Here is a 16,538-nt window from a genome sequence, read left to right as displayed (position 1 = left end):
ACAACGGACAAAGAAAAAGGCCGCTTCCCGAAGGAAGCGGCCTTATCTTTAGATCGGAAATCCGATCGTCCTGAAATTACTCAGGAGCGGCTTCGGTGGCCGGAGCTTCTTCTGCCGGAGCAGCTTCTTCTGCCGGAGCAGCTTCTTCAGCCGGAGCAGCTTCTTCGGTCACGACTTCTTCAGTCACGACTTCTTCGACCGGAGCAGCTTCAGGAGCCACTTCTTCGACGGTGGTTTCTTCAGCGGCCGGAGCAGCTTCTTCGGTGGCGCCGCAAGCGGCGAGAACGAGTGCCGAAGCGGCGGCAGCAGCGAGGATCAGCTTTTTCATGTTGGTAGTACCCCTGTTGAGTGTTCTTGCGAACGGTCGGGCTCTAGCACCTCTTCAACATTGCCGAAAGTTAATTTTTCAGTTTTGTTGAACCGTCGCGGTCTGGTTGCACAATTCCTCCGCCCGTCATGAGTGGAGGTAAGTCCAACTGCGGCAGATTACTCTGCAGCAGCTTCTTCGGTAGCAGCCTCTTCGGCCACTGCTTCTGCCGGGGCCACTTCAGCCTCGGCTTCGACAGCCGCTTCTACGGCTTCGGCTTCGACCGCTTCGACAGCGGCTTCGGCTTCGACGGTTGCTTCCACTTCGACCGCTTCAACAGCGGCTTCAGCTTCAACGGCTTCGGTTTCAGTCGCAGGTTCACCTGCGAAAGCGACACCCGCGAAAAGGATTGCAGCGGCAGCGCCCGCAAACAGTTTCGTCATGAGAGATTCCCTCTTTTTGACACCCTGCCCGGCGGGATATTCCGCGGACGCCCGGCTATAGCCGATTGATCGGGGCCAGATTGCGGCAAAGACACGGCAAATCTGTTCTAAATGCGTCTCAATGTGCAGATTGATGAAGATGCTTGCGTTGACGTGGCGGCGCCAGCCTAAGGATTGGGCAGTCTATTTCACCCTGTCAAACTGGAGATCCCCATGGCCCTGAAGACCCGCCTCACCGAAATGCTGAAAGTCCAGCACCCGATCATGCTCGCGGGGATGGGCGGCGTCTCCTACGCCGAAGTCTGCGCCGCGATGTGCAATGCTGGCGGCTACGGCGTGCTCGGCATGGCGGGAACCGGGCCGGACTTCATCGCCGGGCAGATGAAGAAGGTGAAAGAACTCGCCCCCGGCAAGCCGTTCGGTGTGGACCTGCTGGCCGCCAGCCCCGAGAGCCTCGAAGAATCAGTCGACGTGATCATCAAAGGCGGCGCCGACTCGTTCGTTGCCGGTCTCGGCGTGCCCCTGCCGATCATGAAACGGCTAAAAGATGCCGGCGTAAAGGTGATGGTCGTCGGCGGCGCCGTGAAGCACGCGATCAAGGCCGAGGAGGCCGGTTGCGATGCAGTGATCCTGCAGGGCGGCGAAGGCGGCGGGCATACGGGCCTTGTCGGCACCATGCCACTGGTCGCCCAGGCGGTCGAAGCTGTGAAGATCCCGGTGATCGCGGCCGGCGGCATCTATGACGGGCGCGGCCTGGCCGCCGCCCTCGCGCTGGGCGCCGAAGGCGTCTGGATGGGCACCCGCTTCATCGCCTCGGCCGAAGCCCACGCTGCGAATATGTACAAGAACGCCGTCGTCGAAGCGGGCGACACCGACACGACCCGCACGCGCTGCTATTCGGGCAAGCCAATGCGCTGCCGCACCAACGACTATATCAATGACTGGGAAAGCCGCCCGCAGGACATTCAACCCTTCCCGCACCAGGCCATCCATTCGACCCGGACCGGCGTGATCGGCGGCATCGGCGGCATCACCGACGAGGCAAAGCTTTCGATGGACAAGTCCTGCTTCGCCATGGGCCAGTCAGCCGGCGGTGTGCGCGAGGTGAAACCGGTCGCCGCCATCGTGGCCGACATCATGCGCGACGCCGAAGCCTCGATCGACCGCATGAACGGCCTTCGGGCAAAGACGCCCGCCTGACCCTGGCTAGCTGATCGACACCGTCTTGCGATTCATGAAGGCGCGGATGCCGTCTGCGGCCAGTTCGCGGCCGAAGCCGGACTCCTTCACGCCGCCGAAGGGCAGTCGCGGATCAGAGGCGACCAGCGCGTTGACGAAGGTCGATCCAGCATCGAGATCGCGCACGGCCTGGTCGATATCGCCCTGGTCCTGCGTGAAGATTGCCGAGCCGAGACCGTAGGGGCTGTCATTTGCGGCGGTGATGGCATCTTCGAGACTGGTCGCCCGCCAGAGGCTGGCGACCGGCCCGAAGGTTTCCTCCTCGGCGGCGGGCGACCCGGCAGGCGGCGCTTCGAGGATCTGCGGCGCAAACCACCAGCCTTTGTCCGGCAACGCCTGCAGCGGCGTCAGGCGGCGCGCACCCGCTGCCACACTCGCATCGACCTGCTGGGCCAGCTTGTCGCGGATCTTCGACGTGGCCAGCGGGCCGACATCAGAGGCGCGGTCCATCGGATCGCCGACCTTCAAGGCCGCGAACGCGGCGACGAACCGCGTTCTGAACTCGTCGTACACATCGGCGTGCACCAGGAAACGCTTGGCCGCGATGCCGGACTGGCCGTTGTTGCGCACCCGCGCGTTCACCGCCGTCTCAACCGCTTTCGGCAGGTCGGCAGAGGGCATCACGATGAAGGCGTCCGCCCCGCCGAGTTCGAGCAGGCTGGGCTTCAGGGCATCGCCCGCCGCGGCCGCCACACTGCGCCCAGCCGGGCCCGATCCGGTCAGCGTCACCGCCCGCACGCGGCGATCCCCGATTACGCCTTTCACGGCGCCCGACCCGATCAGCAGCGTCTGGAAACAGCCCTCCGGAAACCCGGCCTCGCGGAACACGTCTTCGATATGAAGCGCGCAGCGCCAGACGTTCGAGGCGTGCTTGAGCAGGCCCACATTGCCCGCCATCAGGGTCGGCGCAGCAAAGCGGAAAACCTGCCAGAACGGGAAGTTCCACGGCATCACTGCCAGCACCGGCCCCATCGGCAGGTGGCGCACATAGGCGGACTTCGCCTCGGTGCGAATCACCTCGTCGCTCAGGTATCCTTCGGCATGATCCGCATAGTGCCGGCAGACGAGGGCGCACTTGTAGATCTCCGCTTCTGCCTGCGCGAGCGGTTTGCCCATCTCCAGCACCATGTCGCGCGCATAGACATCGCGGCGGGCCTCAAGCACCGCTGCCGCCTTGCGCATCAGGTCCGCGCGCTGCGCAAACGGGGTCAGCCGCCAGCTGGCGAACTGCGCCTCGGCCCGCGCCAACGCCGAATCGATGGCGGCATTGGCAAGCGGCGTGAAGGTTTCGATCGTCTCGCCGGTGGCGGGATTGACGGAAGCGACCTGACGGTCGGGCATGAAATCATCCTCCGGAATTGAACGGCGCCGGCCTCAGAGCCAGCCGCGCCATTTGAAGAACTGGTAGGGCACGATGGCCGACAGGACCATCAGCGCCAGAGCGAACGGATAGCCGTAAGGCCAGCCGATTTCCGGCAGCACCTTGAAGTTCATCCCGTAGATCGACGCGATTAGGGTCGGCGGCAGGAACACCACCGCCGCGACTGAGAAGATCTTGATGATCCCAGTCTGCTGGATGTTGATCATGCCGAGCGTTGCATCGAGCAGGAAGTTGATCTTCTGGGTCAGGAAGGCGGCGTGGTCGACGAGGGACTGGACGTCCCGGGCGAGCGACTTAAACCGGCTGGAAGCTTCCTTGTCCGCCTTGCGGGCCTGCGCAGCGGCGGTCGCATAGATCAGCAAGCGCTGCACCGAGATGAGGCTTTCATAGACTTTCGACAGGAGGTCGCCCTTGCGGCCGATCTGTTCGAGCACGGACTGGAAATCGCGCGGCTTGGGTTTCGGCTTCGGCAGCAGCAGGGCTGCCGCCCCGGTCGCCTTCGGCACCGGCGGCTCGATGGAGAAGATCTCGCGCGAAACAGTGTCCAGCTCATGTCCGGTGCGTTCCAGCACGTCGCCGGAACGTTCGATCAGGGCTTCCAGCAGACCGGCGCACAGCGCCTCGGCCGTCATCGGGCCGGCCTTCTGGCTGCGCGCCACGAACGTGTCGATGGCGCGTGGCTCTTCATACCGCACGGTCACCAGCCTGTCGCCGGCCAGCACGAAGGTTGCAGGCGACAGCAGCACATTGTCGCCATCGGTATGCGACAGCATCATGGCGGTCATGAAATGCGCGCCGTCCTCAGCATAGAGCCGGCTCGACAGTTCGATCTCGCTGGTCTCCTCGCGCGTCGGCACGTCTATGCCGAAGGCGCGTTCGACCGCTGTTTCCTCATCCTTCGTCGGCCGCATCAGGTCGATCCAGACCGCGCTGTCGAGTGCGGCGAGGTCTGCGCCCGCCAAGACAAACCGGCCGGACTGGTTTGCATAGGTACGGATCATGTGCGCCTCAGGTCTTGAACGCGGCCGGATCCACGAGGTGCTTCATCGGTTCGCCCGCGACATAGCGCGAAAGGTTGGCGAGAAATGTGTCGTCTGCGCCCTCCACCGTGCCGGGCGTGTCGGAACTGTCATGCGGCGTGATCACGATCCGGGGATGTTGCCAGAGCGGACTGTCCGGCGGCAGCGGTTCGGTGCGGGTCACGTCGAGCGCCGCAAAGGCCGGCCGGCCGGCGTCCAGCGCAGCAACCAGTGCCGCCTCGTCGACCAGCGCCCCGCGCCCCAGGTTCATGAATAGGGCGCCGGGGGCCATCGCGGCAAAGAAATCCGCATTCGCCATGTTCTCGGTTTCCGGCGTGTGCGGCGGGCAGAGCAGGACGACATCAGCACGCGGCAGCTCGGCCATCAGCGTATCGGGCGCCACGATGCGGGCCGCGCCTTCAGCGGGACCCGGCGAGCGGCGCACGCCGGTCACGTCACCGCCCAGAGCCGAAACCCTGCGGCCGACCGACTGGCCGATCGAGCCATAGCCGAACACGAGCCAGCGCGAGCCCCGGATCTCGCGCGCCTTCACGCGTCGCCATTTATTCTGCGCCTGCAACGCCCGGTGGGCAGGACCTTCGCGCAGGAAGTCCAGCGCCTGCCAGAGCGCCCATTCGGCCATCGATTCGGACTGGGTGTGATTCGTCGTGTACCGGCGCGCCTTCTGGCCGATCATCATCAGACCGGGGTTCTCGATGCCTGCGGCGGCGGACTGGAACCAGTCAAACTCCGGACTCTTGAGAATGGCCGTCATGAACTCGCGCACCGATGGCGAATAGAACGCGTCCGAGTTGCCGAAGGCGATGTCCAGTGGCGGCAGCGTATCCAGCGTCGTGCCGGTCCCGGCGTCGTGCGCCTTGCCGGCATCGTCGAGAGTTACGAAACGGACAGCGGCTTCCAGCCCCTTGAGCCGCGGGCGAAGGCGGGCGAATGTCCGCGCATGAAGAAAACAGGTTTTCATGCCCTGATGCTTAGCCTCGCCTTGGTAGCGGGCACAAGCACCGCACAATCCGGCCTGCCTGCGCGGGGGCCTGATTATTTCCGCGATGCCGCCGATCTCGCGGCCATTCTCGGCTCGGCCCATGCCATCCGCGTGCGCTGCAATGGCCGCGACGACCAGTACTGGCGCCGCTACATGACCGACATGCTGGCCTATGAAGCGCCCGATCCCGGCAACCTGCGTTCATCTCTGGTGCGCGAGTTCAACGACGCCTTTTCGGATGTCAGCCGGCAGTATCTCGTCTGCGATACAGAGGCGGTGGCCGCAGAGGCCCGCTACGCCGAACGCGGGCAGGAAATCGCCACACGCCTAGCCACCCATTATTTCCCGAAGCGGGAACACACCGGAAGGGGATTCGAATGATGCGCAACCTGATCGCGGGGGGCTTTGGCGCCCTGATCCTTTCCGCCTGTGTGATGGTCCATGTGGAGGAGGACGATGCCCCGGCGCTGACCGCCGCCGCCATTGAGCCCGCCGCATCAACCGAACCGGCCGCGCCCGGCCCCGGCGGACGCATGCCTTCCGGCCGCGACCTCGGCGTACGCTCGGCGGTCGTTGCTCCGAACGGCGCCGCCGCGACCGCCCACCCGCTGGCGACACAGACCGCCATCGACGTGTTGAAAGCAGGCGGCAGCGCGATGGACGCCGCGATCGCCGCCAACGCCATGCTCGGCCTCGTAGAGCCTACTGCGAACGGCATCGGCGGCGATCTCTTTGCGATCGTCTGGGACCCGAAGACACAGAAGCTCTATGGTTATAACGGCTCCGGCCGCAGCCCGATGGACGCGACCCTGGCCGATATGCAGGCCTATGCTGACAAGTTCATGGACGGCAAGGAAATCCCCCCGCACGGCACCGCGCCGCTGACCGTGCCGGGCACGGTCGATGCCTGGTACGCGCTGCACGCGAAATTCGGCAAACGTCCGATGGCGGACAATCTGCAACCCGCCATCGACTATGCCCGCAACGGCGCCCCGATCCCGGAAGTGATCGCTTATTACTGGGGCCGCAGCGCCGTCGCCTTCCCGAAATCGCATGCCAGCGGCATGCTCGAAGAGTTCGAGAACGCGAGGAAGCTCTATTTCGATCCGCCGCCGCGCGAAGGCACACTGTTTCGCAATCCGGACCTTGCGAACACGCTGGAGACCATCGCGAAGAAGGGACGCGATGAATTCTACAAGGGCATCATGGCGAAGAACATGGCCGCCTATATCGCAGGCATTGGCGGCCATCTCGACTATGACGACTTCAACGTCCACGAGGGCGAATGGACCGAGCCCTACTGCGTCACGTACCGCGAAGACTACAAAGTCTGCGAACTCGGCCCCAACACGCAAGGCATCGCCGCGCTCCAGATGCTGCAGATGCTCGAGAAGTTCGACTTGCGTTCGATGGGCTTCGGCTCGGCGGACAGCCTGATGGCGCAGGTGGAGGCCAAGCGCCTCGCCTTTACGGACCGGGCCCGTTTCTATGCCGACCCAGCCTTCACGCGGTTCGAGCCGAAAGCCCTGATCGACCCTGCCCGGACCGCCCGCCAGAGCGCGCTGATTGATACCGGCACGGCCATGCAGGCCGTCCCGATCGAACCATTCGGCGCAGAAGACCTTGCGGCCTTTGACGGCGCCGAAGCCGATACCAAGCTGAAAGACGGCGACACGACCTACCTTACCGTCACCGACAAGGACGGCATGATGGTCTCGCTGATCCAATCGAACTATCGCGGCATGGGCTCGGGCCTTGTGCCGGATGGTCTCGGCTTCATGTTCCAGGACCGGGGCCAGCTGTTCAGCCTGGACCCCGCCCACCCGAACGTCTGGGCGCCCGGCAAACGGCCTTTCCACACGATCATCCCGGCATTTGCCTTCAAGAAGGACATGCCGTCCTGCCAGGTGCGCGCTGTGCCGATCGAGCAGGCCTGCCCGTTCGAACCCTGGCTGAGCTTCGGCCTGATGGGCGGTGCCATGCAGCCGCAAGGCCATGTGCAGATCATCCTCAACCTCGTCGACTATGACATGGGCCTGCAGGAAGCCGGCGACGCCGCGCGTTGGGAACATGTCGGCGGCTGCGAGCCCACGAACGCGCTCGACGGCGATTCGTGTGAGGCGAATATGGGCGTCGTCCAGATCGAAGGCGGCATTCCGGAAGCCACCAAAGCCGAGCTCGAAGCGCGCGGCCACAAGGTGGAATACATCCGTGCCAACGCCGGCGGCTACCAGGCCATCATGCGCGACTTCGAAACCGGCGCCTGGATCGCCGCCACAGAAATGCGGAAAGACGGCGCTGCGGATGGGTATTAGCTTCCCACCCGAAGCCCCGGCCAGCTGCACGCTCTGCCCCCGTCTCGTCGCATACCGCGAGAGCGTTCAGGCGAAGCATCCGGACTGGTTCAATGGCGCCGTGCCGAGCTTCGGCGCCGAGGCGGCGAAGCTGCTCATCGTCGGCCTCGCGCCCGGCGTGACCGGCGCAAACCGCACCGGCCGTCCCTTCACCGGCGACTGGGCGGGCGACCTGCTCTACGCGACGCTCGACAAGTTCGGCTTCTCGAAAGGCAAGTTCGCGGCCGACCCGAACGACGGTCTCGTGCTCACCGGTGCGATGATCACCAATGCCGTGCGCTGCGTGCCGCCGGAGAACAAGCCCATCGGCGAGGAGATCAACAAATGCCGGCCATTTCTGGAAGCGCGCATCGCCGCGATGCCGAAACTGAAAGTCATCGTCTGCCTCGGAAAGATCAGCCATGATTCCACGCTGCGCGCGCTCGGGCTGAAAGTCTCGGCCCATCCCTTCGGCCACGGCTCGCGTTATGATGTGTCCGTGAACGGACGGCCCGTCACGCTGCTATCATCCTATCATTGCTCGCGCTACAACACGAATACCGGCCGGCTCACCGCCGAAATGTTCGAAGATGTGTTTGCGGCGGCGCGCGAGACGGCGGGCTAAGGCGCTGTGATGATCGCCATCAGCGACGTGACCAGATGGTCCAGCGTCGCGGCTTTCGACCAGGTCGGGTGCGCACGCGAAGAGTCCGCCAGCCGGGCTTCGCGCGAAGCCAGCACGGTCCCGAACATGGCCTCGAAGAACACAATGCGCTCGGTCTGCTTGGCGCGCGGAAGGCGGCGCATCCAGTAGCGCAGGTGCACAAGGCTGCGCTGGTAGCCGCGGTTCCACCGGTCGGCCAGCGCATCGAGGAATTGTTCCCGGTGCGTCATGGCCAGCAGCACGACGAACCGATTATAGCATTCCTCTTCGCCTTTCGGCGCCAGATCGATTGAACTGAAGACGATGAGGCGCACAACCTCTTCCAGCTTCACGCGCCGCCCCGTCTTCTCGAGCGCGTCCAGCCCGGCATTGCGCCGGTCGTCGATAAGCTTCGCGCCGTCCACCACAAGTGTGCGGATCAGTTCGGCTTTCGACCCGAAATGATAGCCTACGGCCCCGTGGTTCTTCTGCCCGGCCGCCGCTGCGATTTCCCGAACGGTCACCCCGTCCACGCCCCGTTCAGCAAACAGCTTGAGGGCCGCGCGCTTCAGCGCGTCAACCGCATCGCTCTCTGGTTTTTCCTGCAGGCGAACCATGGGGAAAGCTTGCAATCTTCCGCGCCGCGCGTCAATCGTATTATCCAGTTGGCTAAGAGGAAGCGGCCTTGAACAATCACGTAAACCTTGAGGCGCTGGCCGCTTGGATGGATGGTCAGGGGCTCGGCGCCGGTCCAATCACATCCGCGTTACGTCTCGCGGGTGGTACACAGAACATCCTCCTGAAGTTCGACCGCGCCGGGCGCACTTATGTACTGCGTCGTCCGCCGCCGGTCCTGCGCGCGAATTCGAACGAGACGATGCGCCGCGAAGCGCGCGTGCTCGCCGCGCTGAAGGGCACGCCGGTGCCCCATCCCGGCCTGATCGCGGCCTGTCCGGATAAAACGGTTCTGGGCGCCGCCTTCTACCTGATGGAGCCGATCGAGGGTTACAATCCCTCAACCGGCCTGCCGGAGCCCTTCGCCTCGTCGCCGGACCTGCGCCGCCAGATGGGCTTCTCCCTCGTCGACGGTATCGCGGCCCTGGGCGCGCTGGATTATCTTGAGCTCGGCCTCGATGGCCTCGGCAAGGTCGACAACTTTCTCGAACGTCAGGTCAGCCGCTGGAAGGCCCAGCTAGATTCCTATGCCGAATTTCCGGAATGGGACGGCCGCAAGGACCTCCCCGATGTTGACCGGGTCGGCCGCTGGCTGGAAGATAACCGGCCGCCGAGCTTCCAGCCAGGCATCATCCACGGCGACTATCACCTCGCCAATGTGATGTACCGGTTCGACGCGCCTCGCCTGGCCGCCATCGTCGATTGGGAACTCACCACCATCGGCGATCCGCTGCTCGATCTCGGCTGGCTGCTCGCCACCTGGCCCGAGGGCGAGGCCACCGCCGTCACCGTCACGCCCTGGGAAGGCTTTCCGTCGGCGGACGAACTTGTCGCCCACTATGCCACGCAGACGACGCGCGACCTCTCTCACATCCACTGGTACGGCGTGCTCGCCTGCTACAAGCTCGGCATCATCCTCGAAGGCACCTATGCGCGTGCCCGCGCCGGCAAGGCGCCCAAAGAAACCGGCGATCGCTTGCACGCCAGCACCATCGGCCTGCTCGAACGCGCCAACCGCTGGATCAGATAAGCCCCGCCCGGAAGGAACCCGCCCATGAAAGCCCTTATCTATCTCGGCCCGCGCAACATCGCCTTCGACACGATGAAGGATCCGGAACTGCACGATGATCGTGACGCGATCATCAAGGTCGACAAATGCGCCATCTGCGGCAGCGACCTGCACATCTATCACGGCGAAACCTTCTCCGAAGACACCGGCTATTGCGTCGGCCACGAGGCGGTTGGAGAGGTCGTCGAAGCTGGGCGCGGCGTGCGCCAGCTGAAGACGGGCGACAAGGTGATGATCTCGGCAGCGGTCGGCTGCGGCCAATGCCGCGCTTGTCTCGCCGGCGTGGTCAACAAGTGCGAGCACAATGCTGCCGGTTGCTACGGTCTCTCGTCCAGGCTGCAGGGCTGCCAGGCCGAATTCGTCCGTGTTCCCGCCGCCGACTTCAATGCCCAGAAAATCCCGGACGGGATCAGTCTCGATCAGGCCCTGATGATGACCGACGCGCTCGCCACCGCCTGGTTCGGTGCGCGCAATGCCGACATCCAGCGCGGCGCAACCGTCGCAGTGGTCGGCCTCGGCCCTATTGGCCTGCTCGCTGCAGAGGCCGCCTTCATCATGGGCGCCTCGCGCGTGTTCGGCATCGACCTCGTGGAAGACCGCCGCGCCGCCGGCCGCGCCATCGGCCTTGAGACGCCGGACCCCGCCGACGCGCGCGCCATCATCCAGGAGGCCACCAAGGGCCGGATGTGCGACAGCGTCATCGAAGCCGTGGGCCACTCGGCAACAATCCGCGCCGCCCTCGGCCTCTCGGGCAAGCGCGGCACGGTCTCGGTCGTCGGTGTCGCGCAGGACCGCACATTCGAATTCCCGATGTCTAAAGCCTTCGGCATGGGCCTGACCTTCCGTATCGGTACATGTTCAGTGCCGCAGGAATGGCCGGAGCTGATCCCGCTGGTCCAGTCGGGCCGCATCAGGCCGGAGAAGTACATCAGCCACACACTGCCCCTGTCGGACGGCGCCCACGCCTACGACCTCTTCGACCGCCGCGCCGACGGCGCCATGAAGATGGTGTTTGATCTGGGGCTCTAGCCGCCTTTGAGGATCCGCGCCTTGTCGCGGGCCCAGTCGCGTTTGGCTTCGTTCTCGCGCTTGTCGTGCGCCTTGCGGCCGGTGGCGACACCGATCAGCAGTTTCGCGCGGCCCTTGTCGTTGAAGTAGAGCTTCAGCGGCACGATCGTGCGCCCGGCCCGCTCCACCTCCTGCGACAGCTTCGCCAGCTGGCGCTTCGAGACGAGCAGCTTGCGCCTGCGCCGCGGCTCGTGGTTGAACCGGTTCGCTCCGCCATAGGTCTGGATCTCGGCATTGATCAGCCACAGCTCGCCCTGCTCCACCGAGGCATAGGCCTCGGCAATGTTCGCCTTGCCATCGCGCAGGGATTTCACCTCGGAGCCGACCAGCATCACGCCCGCCTCCAGCGTATCCTCCACGGAATATTCTCGCCGGGATCGCCGGTTCTCGGCGACCATCCCGTCGGTGCGGCCTTTGACGGCAGGGGTTTTCGGCTTGGTGGCCATGGCTAGACGTTCACGCCCGCCAGCGCGAGCGCGGCATCGATCTGCGCCCGGGCAGCCGCATCCGGCGGCGTGATCGGCAGGCGCACTTCATCCGTACACAGGCCGATACGCGACAGCGCATACTTTGCTGGCCCCGGCGAGGGCGAACAGAACATCGCGCGGTGCAGCAGCACCAGACGCTCATTGATCGCCCGCGCGCTCTCAAGGTCGCCATCCTCGAACGCGGCATGCATCGCCGCGCACGCTTCCGGCAGCACATTGGCGGTCACCGAGATACACCCTGCCCCGCCCATCGCCCGGTGCGCCAGCGCGCTGGAATCCTCGCCCGACAGCTGGATGAACTGCGTGCCCGGCGCGATCAGGTGGTTGTGCAGCGCCACGCGCTCCATCTCGTCGCTGGCGTCCTTGATACCGATCACGTTCGGCAGAGCCGCCAGCGCCGCCACGGTCGGCGGCATCAAGTCGACGATCGTCCGCCCCGGCACGTTGTAGAGGAACACCGGCAGCGCGACCGCGTCATTGATCGCCTTGAAATGCGCGAACAGGCCATCCTGGTTCGGCTTGTTGTAATACGGGCAGACCACCAGCGCCGCGTCCGCGCCCACCGCCTTGGCGTGGCGCACGAGGTCGATCGCTTCCTCGGTCGCGTTCGATCCCGCGCCCGCAATCACCGGCACCCGGCCGGCCGCCACCTCGACGCACAGGCGCACCACGTCCTTGTGCTCCTCGGTCGACAGGGTCGACGTCTCGCCCGTCGTGCCCACCGGCACCAGAGCGGCCGAGCCGCCCGCGATCTGGCGCTCCACCAGGCCGGCAAACGCCTTCTTGTCCACTGCACCATTCCGAAACGGGGTCACAAGGGCGGGGATGGAGCCGTGGAACAGCGGATTGGAAGACATCTTATTATTGCCAGTTTTTCAGGGATTCGTTTCAGGAATTCGTGGGATATGCGTGCTAGGCTGCTGAGCTTGGATTGTCACGCTTTGGGACAGAAATAAACATAGGCCACAATGACACTCGTCCTGAAATCTGCAGTTTTCGCCTTGATCGCAGCGCTGGCAGCAGGCGCGGCCCTAGCCGGCGTGCCCGAAACACCGAGCCTGAAACCGGGCAAGAACCTGCTGCCGCCGGCCGATGGCCCGGTCCTGTCCGTTAACGTCGCCACCCCCATCGCTTCCTCGACCCCTGCCCCCGTCCTCGTCCAGAAATCCGCCGCCGCGCTTTATCTCGGAAAGGCCCTCAGCGCCGCCGAGCGCAGCCAGTGGTCAGAGCTTTCGCGCCTGCAATATGAAGCGCCGGACCCGGCGCTGAAAAACCTGATCATGTGGAAACGCGCCGCCGATGGCGTGCCTGGCATGACCTTCGACGAGATCGACCTCGCCCTCACCATGCTCTCTGACTGGCCGGAAACCGACCGGATGCGCCGGCGCGCCGAGGAGATCATAGAACTGTCTTCCCTCGATGCACGCGCCCGCGTCGAGTGGCTCGAAAAGTCCGGCCCCCAGACCGGCGCCGGCAAGGTTGCCCTCGCCAATGCCCTGCGCGACCTGGGCGAACGCGCGCGCTCCGATTCCGTCATCAAGGATGCCTGGCGCAACAACACGCTGGAGTCTGACGTCCAGCGCCTCGTGCTCGCCCGCTATGGCCAGACGCTGAGCCAGGACGACCACCGCGCCCGCGTCGATTTCCTGCTCTGGACCGGCCAGACCAGCGCCGCCGAGGCGCTGAAGCCCCAGCTCACCGCCGATTATCGCAAGCTGGTTGAGGCCCGCATTGGCCTCGCCAAGCGCGCAAAAAATGTCGACACCCTGGTCAAGGCCGTGCCAGACAACTTGCAGTCCCATCCGGGCCTTCTCTACGAGCGCGCCAAATGGCGCCGCGTGAAGAAGGTCGATGGTGTGTCCGACCTGCTGCGCCAGATCGATGGCAAGGACGTGCCCGCCGCCGGGCGCAGCCGCCTGTGGGACGAGCGCGCCATCGCCACCCGCGAGGAGCTGAAAAACCGCAATTACAGCCGCGCTTACCAGCTGACCGCGCCGCATGGCATGTCCGCGGGGGCAGACTTTGCCGAAGCCGAATGGCTCGCCGGCTGGATCGCGCTGCGGCTCAATGGCGACGCCACCCGCAGCGTCGGCCATTTCGAAAAGATGACCGCCGGTGTCTCCAGCCCGGTGAGCCTAGCGCGCGGCTATTACTGGACCGGCCGGGCCCGGGACGCGCTGGGCCAAGCCGATCAGGCGCTTGCCGCCTATTCCGCCGCCGGCACCCACAAATACACCTATTACGGCCAGCTCGCCTCGGAGCGCCTTGGCGACAAGATGGTCAATCTCGGCCCGCCCCCTCTTCCGACGGCGGAGGATATCGCCCGCTTCAACGCCAAGCCGATTGTCCAGGCCATGCGCGTGCTCGGCGAGGCCGGCGAGACGACCAGTTTCAAGGAATTCGCCTTCTATCTCGACGACGAGCTGTCCGAGCCGGTCGACTATGAAATGCTGTCCGTGCTGGTGAACGAACATGCAACGCCGGATGTCGGCGTGCGCGTCGGCAAGGCCGGCTTGCAGCGCGGCGTCGTCGCGCCGGGTGCGGCCTATCCCGTGCTGACGCCGAAGATATCGCGCAAGCCGGAAGTCGAGCGCGCCTTCGTCTTCGCCATCACGCGCCAGGAAAGCGAGTTCAATCCGAAAGCGGTCAGCCGCGTCGGCGCACGCGGCCTGATGCAGTTCATGCCGGCGACCGCCAAGGGCGAGGCGCGCCTGCGCGGCCTCGGCTACCAGCAGTCCTGGCTTACCGACGATCCGGACTACAATCTCACCCTCGGCGGGCTGCACCTCGACACGCTTATCAAGCAGTTCGGCGGCAGCTACATCATGACCGCTGCGGCCTACAATGCGGGCCCCTCACGCCCCGGCCAATGGGCGCGCGATTACGGCGACCCGCGCACCGGCCAGATCGACCCGATCGACTGGGTGGAATTCATCCCCTTTTCCGAGACCCGCAACTACGTCCAGCGCGTCATGGAAAACATCCAAGTCTACCGCCACCGCATCAGCGGCGAACCCGAAGAAATCCGCCTGAGCGAAGACCTGAAGCGGGGCCGGCGGTAGCTAAGCTCCTTTTCTCCTGGGCTTGCGAGGACCAGAAATAGCCCCGCGATTTCCCGAGCAAGGGTTTGAGGATGAGGGCGCGCAACATACCTCCAACCGCTCCGCCTGCCGGACAACTCAATTTCCCTCATTCCCTCGCGTGGACGAGAAATCGTCTACGGTTGCCCGCGCGAGCCCCTCCCGAGGGGCGAGGGGATTTCCGCGCCCCCTTCCCCCCACCCCCTCATGGGGTTAGGCTTCGCCCGTAATGCTCCATAAGTCTGGCGGACTTACGGAGTCTTTTGTCGACAGGTTCTAGACGGGGAAACGGGCATGAAACGCGCAGCTTGTGCAACTCTTTTCGCGGGCGGATTTGCCCTTTTGACGGCCTGCGGCAATCCGGCGGGAACCGGGCCCGGTAACGCCGAGGGCAGCGCGCCCGATACCGCCGCCATCGCCTCGGTTGCCGGGATGCCCGAAGGGCCGGTGCGGGTGGCCGACGAGAATCTCGTGGCGCTTTACAAGACACTGCACGAGTCGCCCGAGCTCTCCTTCAAGGAAGTGTCGACCTCGGCCCTCCTGGCCAACGAGTTGAAATCGCTCGGCTTTACAGTCACGACCGGGCTTGGCGACGCCTGGGTCAAGGAAAAGGCCGTCCGCGACCATGGCGAGGTCCGCCCCGATGTCGGCGGCTACGGCGTCGTCGGCGTCCTCGAAAACGGCCCCGGCCCCGTCATCCTCATCCGCACCGACATGGACGCCCTCCCCGTCCCCGAAAACACCGGCTTCGCGTTTGCCTCGAAGGTGCTCTCGCAAACCTGGACCGGCGTCGACAGCCCCGTTATGCACGCCTGCGGCCACGATATCCACATGACCGTCTGGGTCGGCACCGCCCGGCGGCTGGTTGCCGAGAAGGACAAATGGTCCGGGACGCTGGTGATGATTGCTCAGCCCGCGGAGGAAATCGGGCTTGGCGCGGAGGCCATGCTGGCAGATGGCCTGTTCACGCGGTTTCCGAAGCCGGATTATAATATCGCGCTGCACGTCTCAGCCGGCGCGCCGGCGGGGACGATCAACTACTCGTCCGGCTATGCGCTGGCGAATGTCGACTCGGTGGACATCAAGGTCAAGGGCGTCGGCGGGCACGGCGCTTATCCGCACACGACGGTGGACCCCGTGCTGGTCGGCAGCCACATCGTGGTCGCGCTGCAAAGCCTCGTTTCGCGCAACACCAACCCGCTCGACAGCGCGGTGGTGACGGTCGGCTCGTTCAAGGCGGGCGCGAAGCACAACATTATCCCGGATGAGGCCGAGCTGCTGATCACCGTGCGCTCCTATGAGGACAAGACGCGCCAGATGCTGCTGGATGGCATCAAGCGGATTGCGGAAGGCCAGGCCGCCGCCTTCGGCGCGCCGGCGCCCGAGATCACCGTCGAGAGCGACTACACGCCGGCGACCTATAACGACCCGGACCTGACCGCCCGCGCCATGGCGGCGATCAGCGCCGAGCTCGGCGCAGCCAATGTGCGCGCCGTGCCGCCGGTGATGGGCGGCGAGGATTTCAGCCAGTACGGGCGCACCAATGACAAGATCCCGGGCCTGATCTTCTGGCTGGGCGCGGTTGCGCCGGACAAATATGCGGCCTCGCAGATCGACGGCATGCCGCTGCCCTCACTCCACTCCCCCCTGTTCGCCCCGGACTACGACCCGGCCATCGCCACCGGCGTCGACGCGATGACCACCGCCGTCGAGGCGCTGTTCCAGAAATAGCCAGGGCTTCGTGCCGCAGGTCCAATCGTGGCGGAAAAGTGGCGGCGGGTTGCTCCGGG

At 65.1% G+C, this 16,538-nt stretch carries 16 protein-coding genes; 8 read left to right on the top strand and 8 right to left on the bottom strand.

Annotated elements, in window-relative coordinates; translation table 11 throughout:
- Window positions 1-76 precede the first annotated feature (76 nt).
- Entirely contained in the window at window positions 77-328 is a 252-nt protein-coding gene (locus GC148_RS01535) for a hypothetical protein (RefSeq protein WP_291068264.1), read from the bottom strand.
- Window positions 329-486: 158 nt separating this feature from the next.
- The gene (locus tag GC148_RS01530; protein ID WP_291068263.1) at window positions 487-750 is read right to left on the bottom strand and encodes a hypothetical protein; all 264 of its coding nucleotides are present in this window, start codon (window positions 748-750) and stop codon (window positions 487-489) included.
- A gap of 213 nt (window positions 751-963) precedes the next feature.
- Between GC148_RS01530 and GC148_RS01525 the strand changes: the two genes are divergently transcribed.
- A complete protein-coding gene (locus GC148_RS01525; RefSeq protein WP_291068262.1) occupies window positions 964-1,950 on the top strand; it encodes a nitronate monooxygenase in 987 nt (328 codons plus the stop codon).
- A gap of 6 nt (window positions 1,951-1,956) precedes the next feature.
- Here GC148_RS01525 and GC148_RS01520 read toward each other — a convergent pair whose 3' ends face one another.
- Genes GC148_RS01520 through GC148_RS01510 form a run of 3 tightly spaced genes read right to left on the bottom strand, consistent with a single transcriptional unit; the run spans window position 1,957 to window position 5,371 of the window.
- Window positions 1,957-3,330 carry an NAD-dependent succinate-semialdehyde dehydrogenase gene (locus GC148_RS01520; protein WP_291068261.1) on the bottom strand — a complete coding sequence of 458 codons (1,374 nt, stop codon included), beginning with the start codon at window positions 3,328-3,330 and terminating at the stop codon, window positions 1,957-1,959.
- A 33-nt stretch (window positions 3,331-3,363) separates the two neighbouring features.
- Window positions 3,364-4,371, bottom strand: a complete 1,008-nt coding sequence (locus tag GC148_RS01515; protein ID WP_291068260.1) for a magnesium transporter CorA family protein — start codon at window positions 4,369-4,371, stop codon at window positions 3,364-3,366.
- A gap of 7 nt (window positions 4,372-4,378) precedes the next feature.
- Window positions 4,379-5,371: a D-2-hydroxyacid dehydrogenase gene (locus GC148_RS01510; protein ID WP_291068259.1), complete on the bottom strand. Its 993-nt coding sequence runs from the start codon at window positions 5,369-5,371 to the stop codon at window positions 4,379-4,381.
- Between the two features lie 6 nt (window positions 5,372-5,377).
- On the opposite strand from GC148_RS01510, the gene GC148_RS01505 reads away from it, so the two are divergent.
- The 3 genes from GC148_RS01505 to GC148_RS01495 are packed head-to-tail and all read left to right on the top strand — an operon-like array spanning window position 5,378 to window position 8,350.
- Window positions 5,378-5,773 (top strand): TIGR02301 family protein, encoded by a 396-nt coding sequence (locus GC148_RS01505; protein ID WP_291068258.1) that lies wholly within the window; start codon window positions 5,378-5,380, stop codon window positions 5,771-5,773.
- Complete coding sequence (locus tag GC148_RS01500) at window positions 5,770-7,707, top strand: gamma-glutamyltransferase family protein (protein WP_291068257.1); 1,938 nt, start codon at window positions 5,770-5,772, stop codon at window positions 7,705-7,707. The genes GC148_RS01505 and GC148_RS01500 overlap by 4 nt, the downstream gene beginning before the upstream one ends.
- Window positions 7,697-8,350, top strand: coding sequence for a uracil-DNA glycosylase (locus tag GC148_RS01495; protein ID WP_291068256.1), 654 nt, complete (start codon window positions 7,697-7,699; stop codon window positions 8,348-8,350). Before GC148_RS01500 ends, GC148_RS01495 begins: the two co-directional genes overlap by 11 nt.
- Here GC148_RS01495 and GC148_RS01490 read toward each other — a convergent pair.
- Entirely contained in the window at window positions 8,347-8,985 is a 639-nt protein-coding gene (locus GC148_RS01490) for a TetR/AcrR family transcriptional regulator (RefSeq protein WP_291068255.1), read from the bottom strand. The two genes, GC148_RS01495 and GC148_RS01490, sit on opposite strands and share 4 nt — an antisense overlap.
- A gap of 68 nt (window positions 8,986-9,053) precedes the next feature.
- Between GC148_RS01490 and GC148_RS01485 the strand changes: the two genes are divergently transcribed.
- Complete coding sequence (locus GC148_RS01485; protein WP_291068254.1) at window positions 9,054-10,073, top strand: phosphotransferase family protein; 1,020 nt, start codon at window positions 9,054-9,056, stop codon at window positions 10,071-10,073.
- Between the two features lie 24 nt (window positions 10,074-10,097).
- Window positions 10,098-11,141, top strand: coding sequence for an alcohol dehydrogenase family protein (locus GC148_RS01480; protein ID WP_291068253.1), 1,044 nt, complete (start codon window positions 10,098-10,100; stop codon window positions 11,139-11,141).
- On the opposite strand, the gene smpB is transcribed toward GC148_RS01480, so the two are convergent.
- Together smpB and dapA are read right to left on the bottom strand one after the other, a co-directional pair.
- Entirely contained in the window at window positions 11,138-11,578 is a 441-nt protein-coding gene (gene smpB, locus GC148_RS01475; protein ID WP_366062896.1) for an SsrA-binding protein SmpB, read from the bottom strand. The two genes, GC148_RS01480 and smpB, sit on opposite strands and share 4 nt — an antisense overlap.
- Before the next feature lie 50 nt (window positions 11,579-11,628).
- Entirely contained in the window at window positions 11,629-12,525 is an 897-nt protein-coding gene (dapA, locus tag GC148_RS01470; RefSeq protein WP_291068251.1) for a 4-hydroxy-tetrahydrodipicolinate synthase, read from the bottom strand.
- A 111-nt stretch (window positions 12,526-12,636) separates the two neighbouring features.
- On the opposite strand from dapA, the gene GC148_RS01465 reads away from it, so the two are divergent.
- The gene (locus tag GC148_RS01465) at window positions 12,637-14,730 is read left to right on the top strand and encodes a lytic transglycosylase domain-containing protein (RefSeq protein ID WP_291068250.1); all 2,094 of its coding nucleotides are present in this window, start codon (window positions 12,637-12,639) and stop codon (window positions 14,728-14,730) included.
- A 450-nt stretch (window positions 14,731-15,180) separates the two neighbouring features.
- Window positions 15,181-16,479 (top strand): amidohydrolase, encoded by a 1,299-nt coding sequence (locus GC148_RS01460; RefSeq protein WP_366062894.1) that lies wholly within the window; start codon window positions 15,181-15,183, stop codon window positions 16,477-16,479.
- The last annotated feature ends 59 nt before the right edge of the window (window positions 16,480-16,538 follow it).

The sequence above is a fragment of the Hyphomonas sp. genome (assembly GCF_016125515.1).
Classification (GTDB): domain Bacteria; phylum Pseudomonadota; class Alphaproteobacteria; order Caulobacterales; family Hyphomonadaceae; genus Hyphomonas.
The sequence above is the reverse complement of the archived record's forward strand: the minus strand, read 5'-3'. Positions and strand labels throughout refer to the sequence as shown.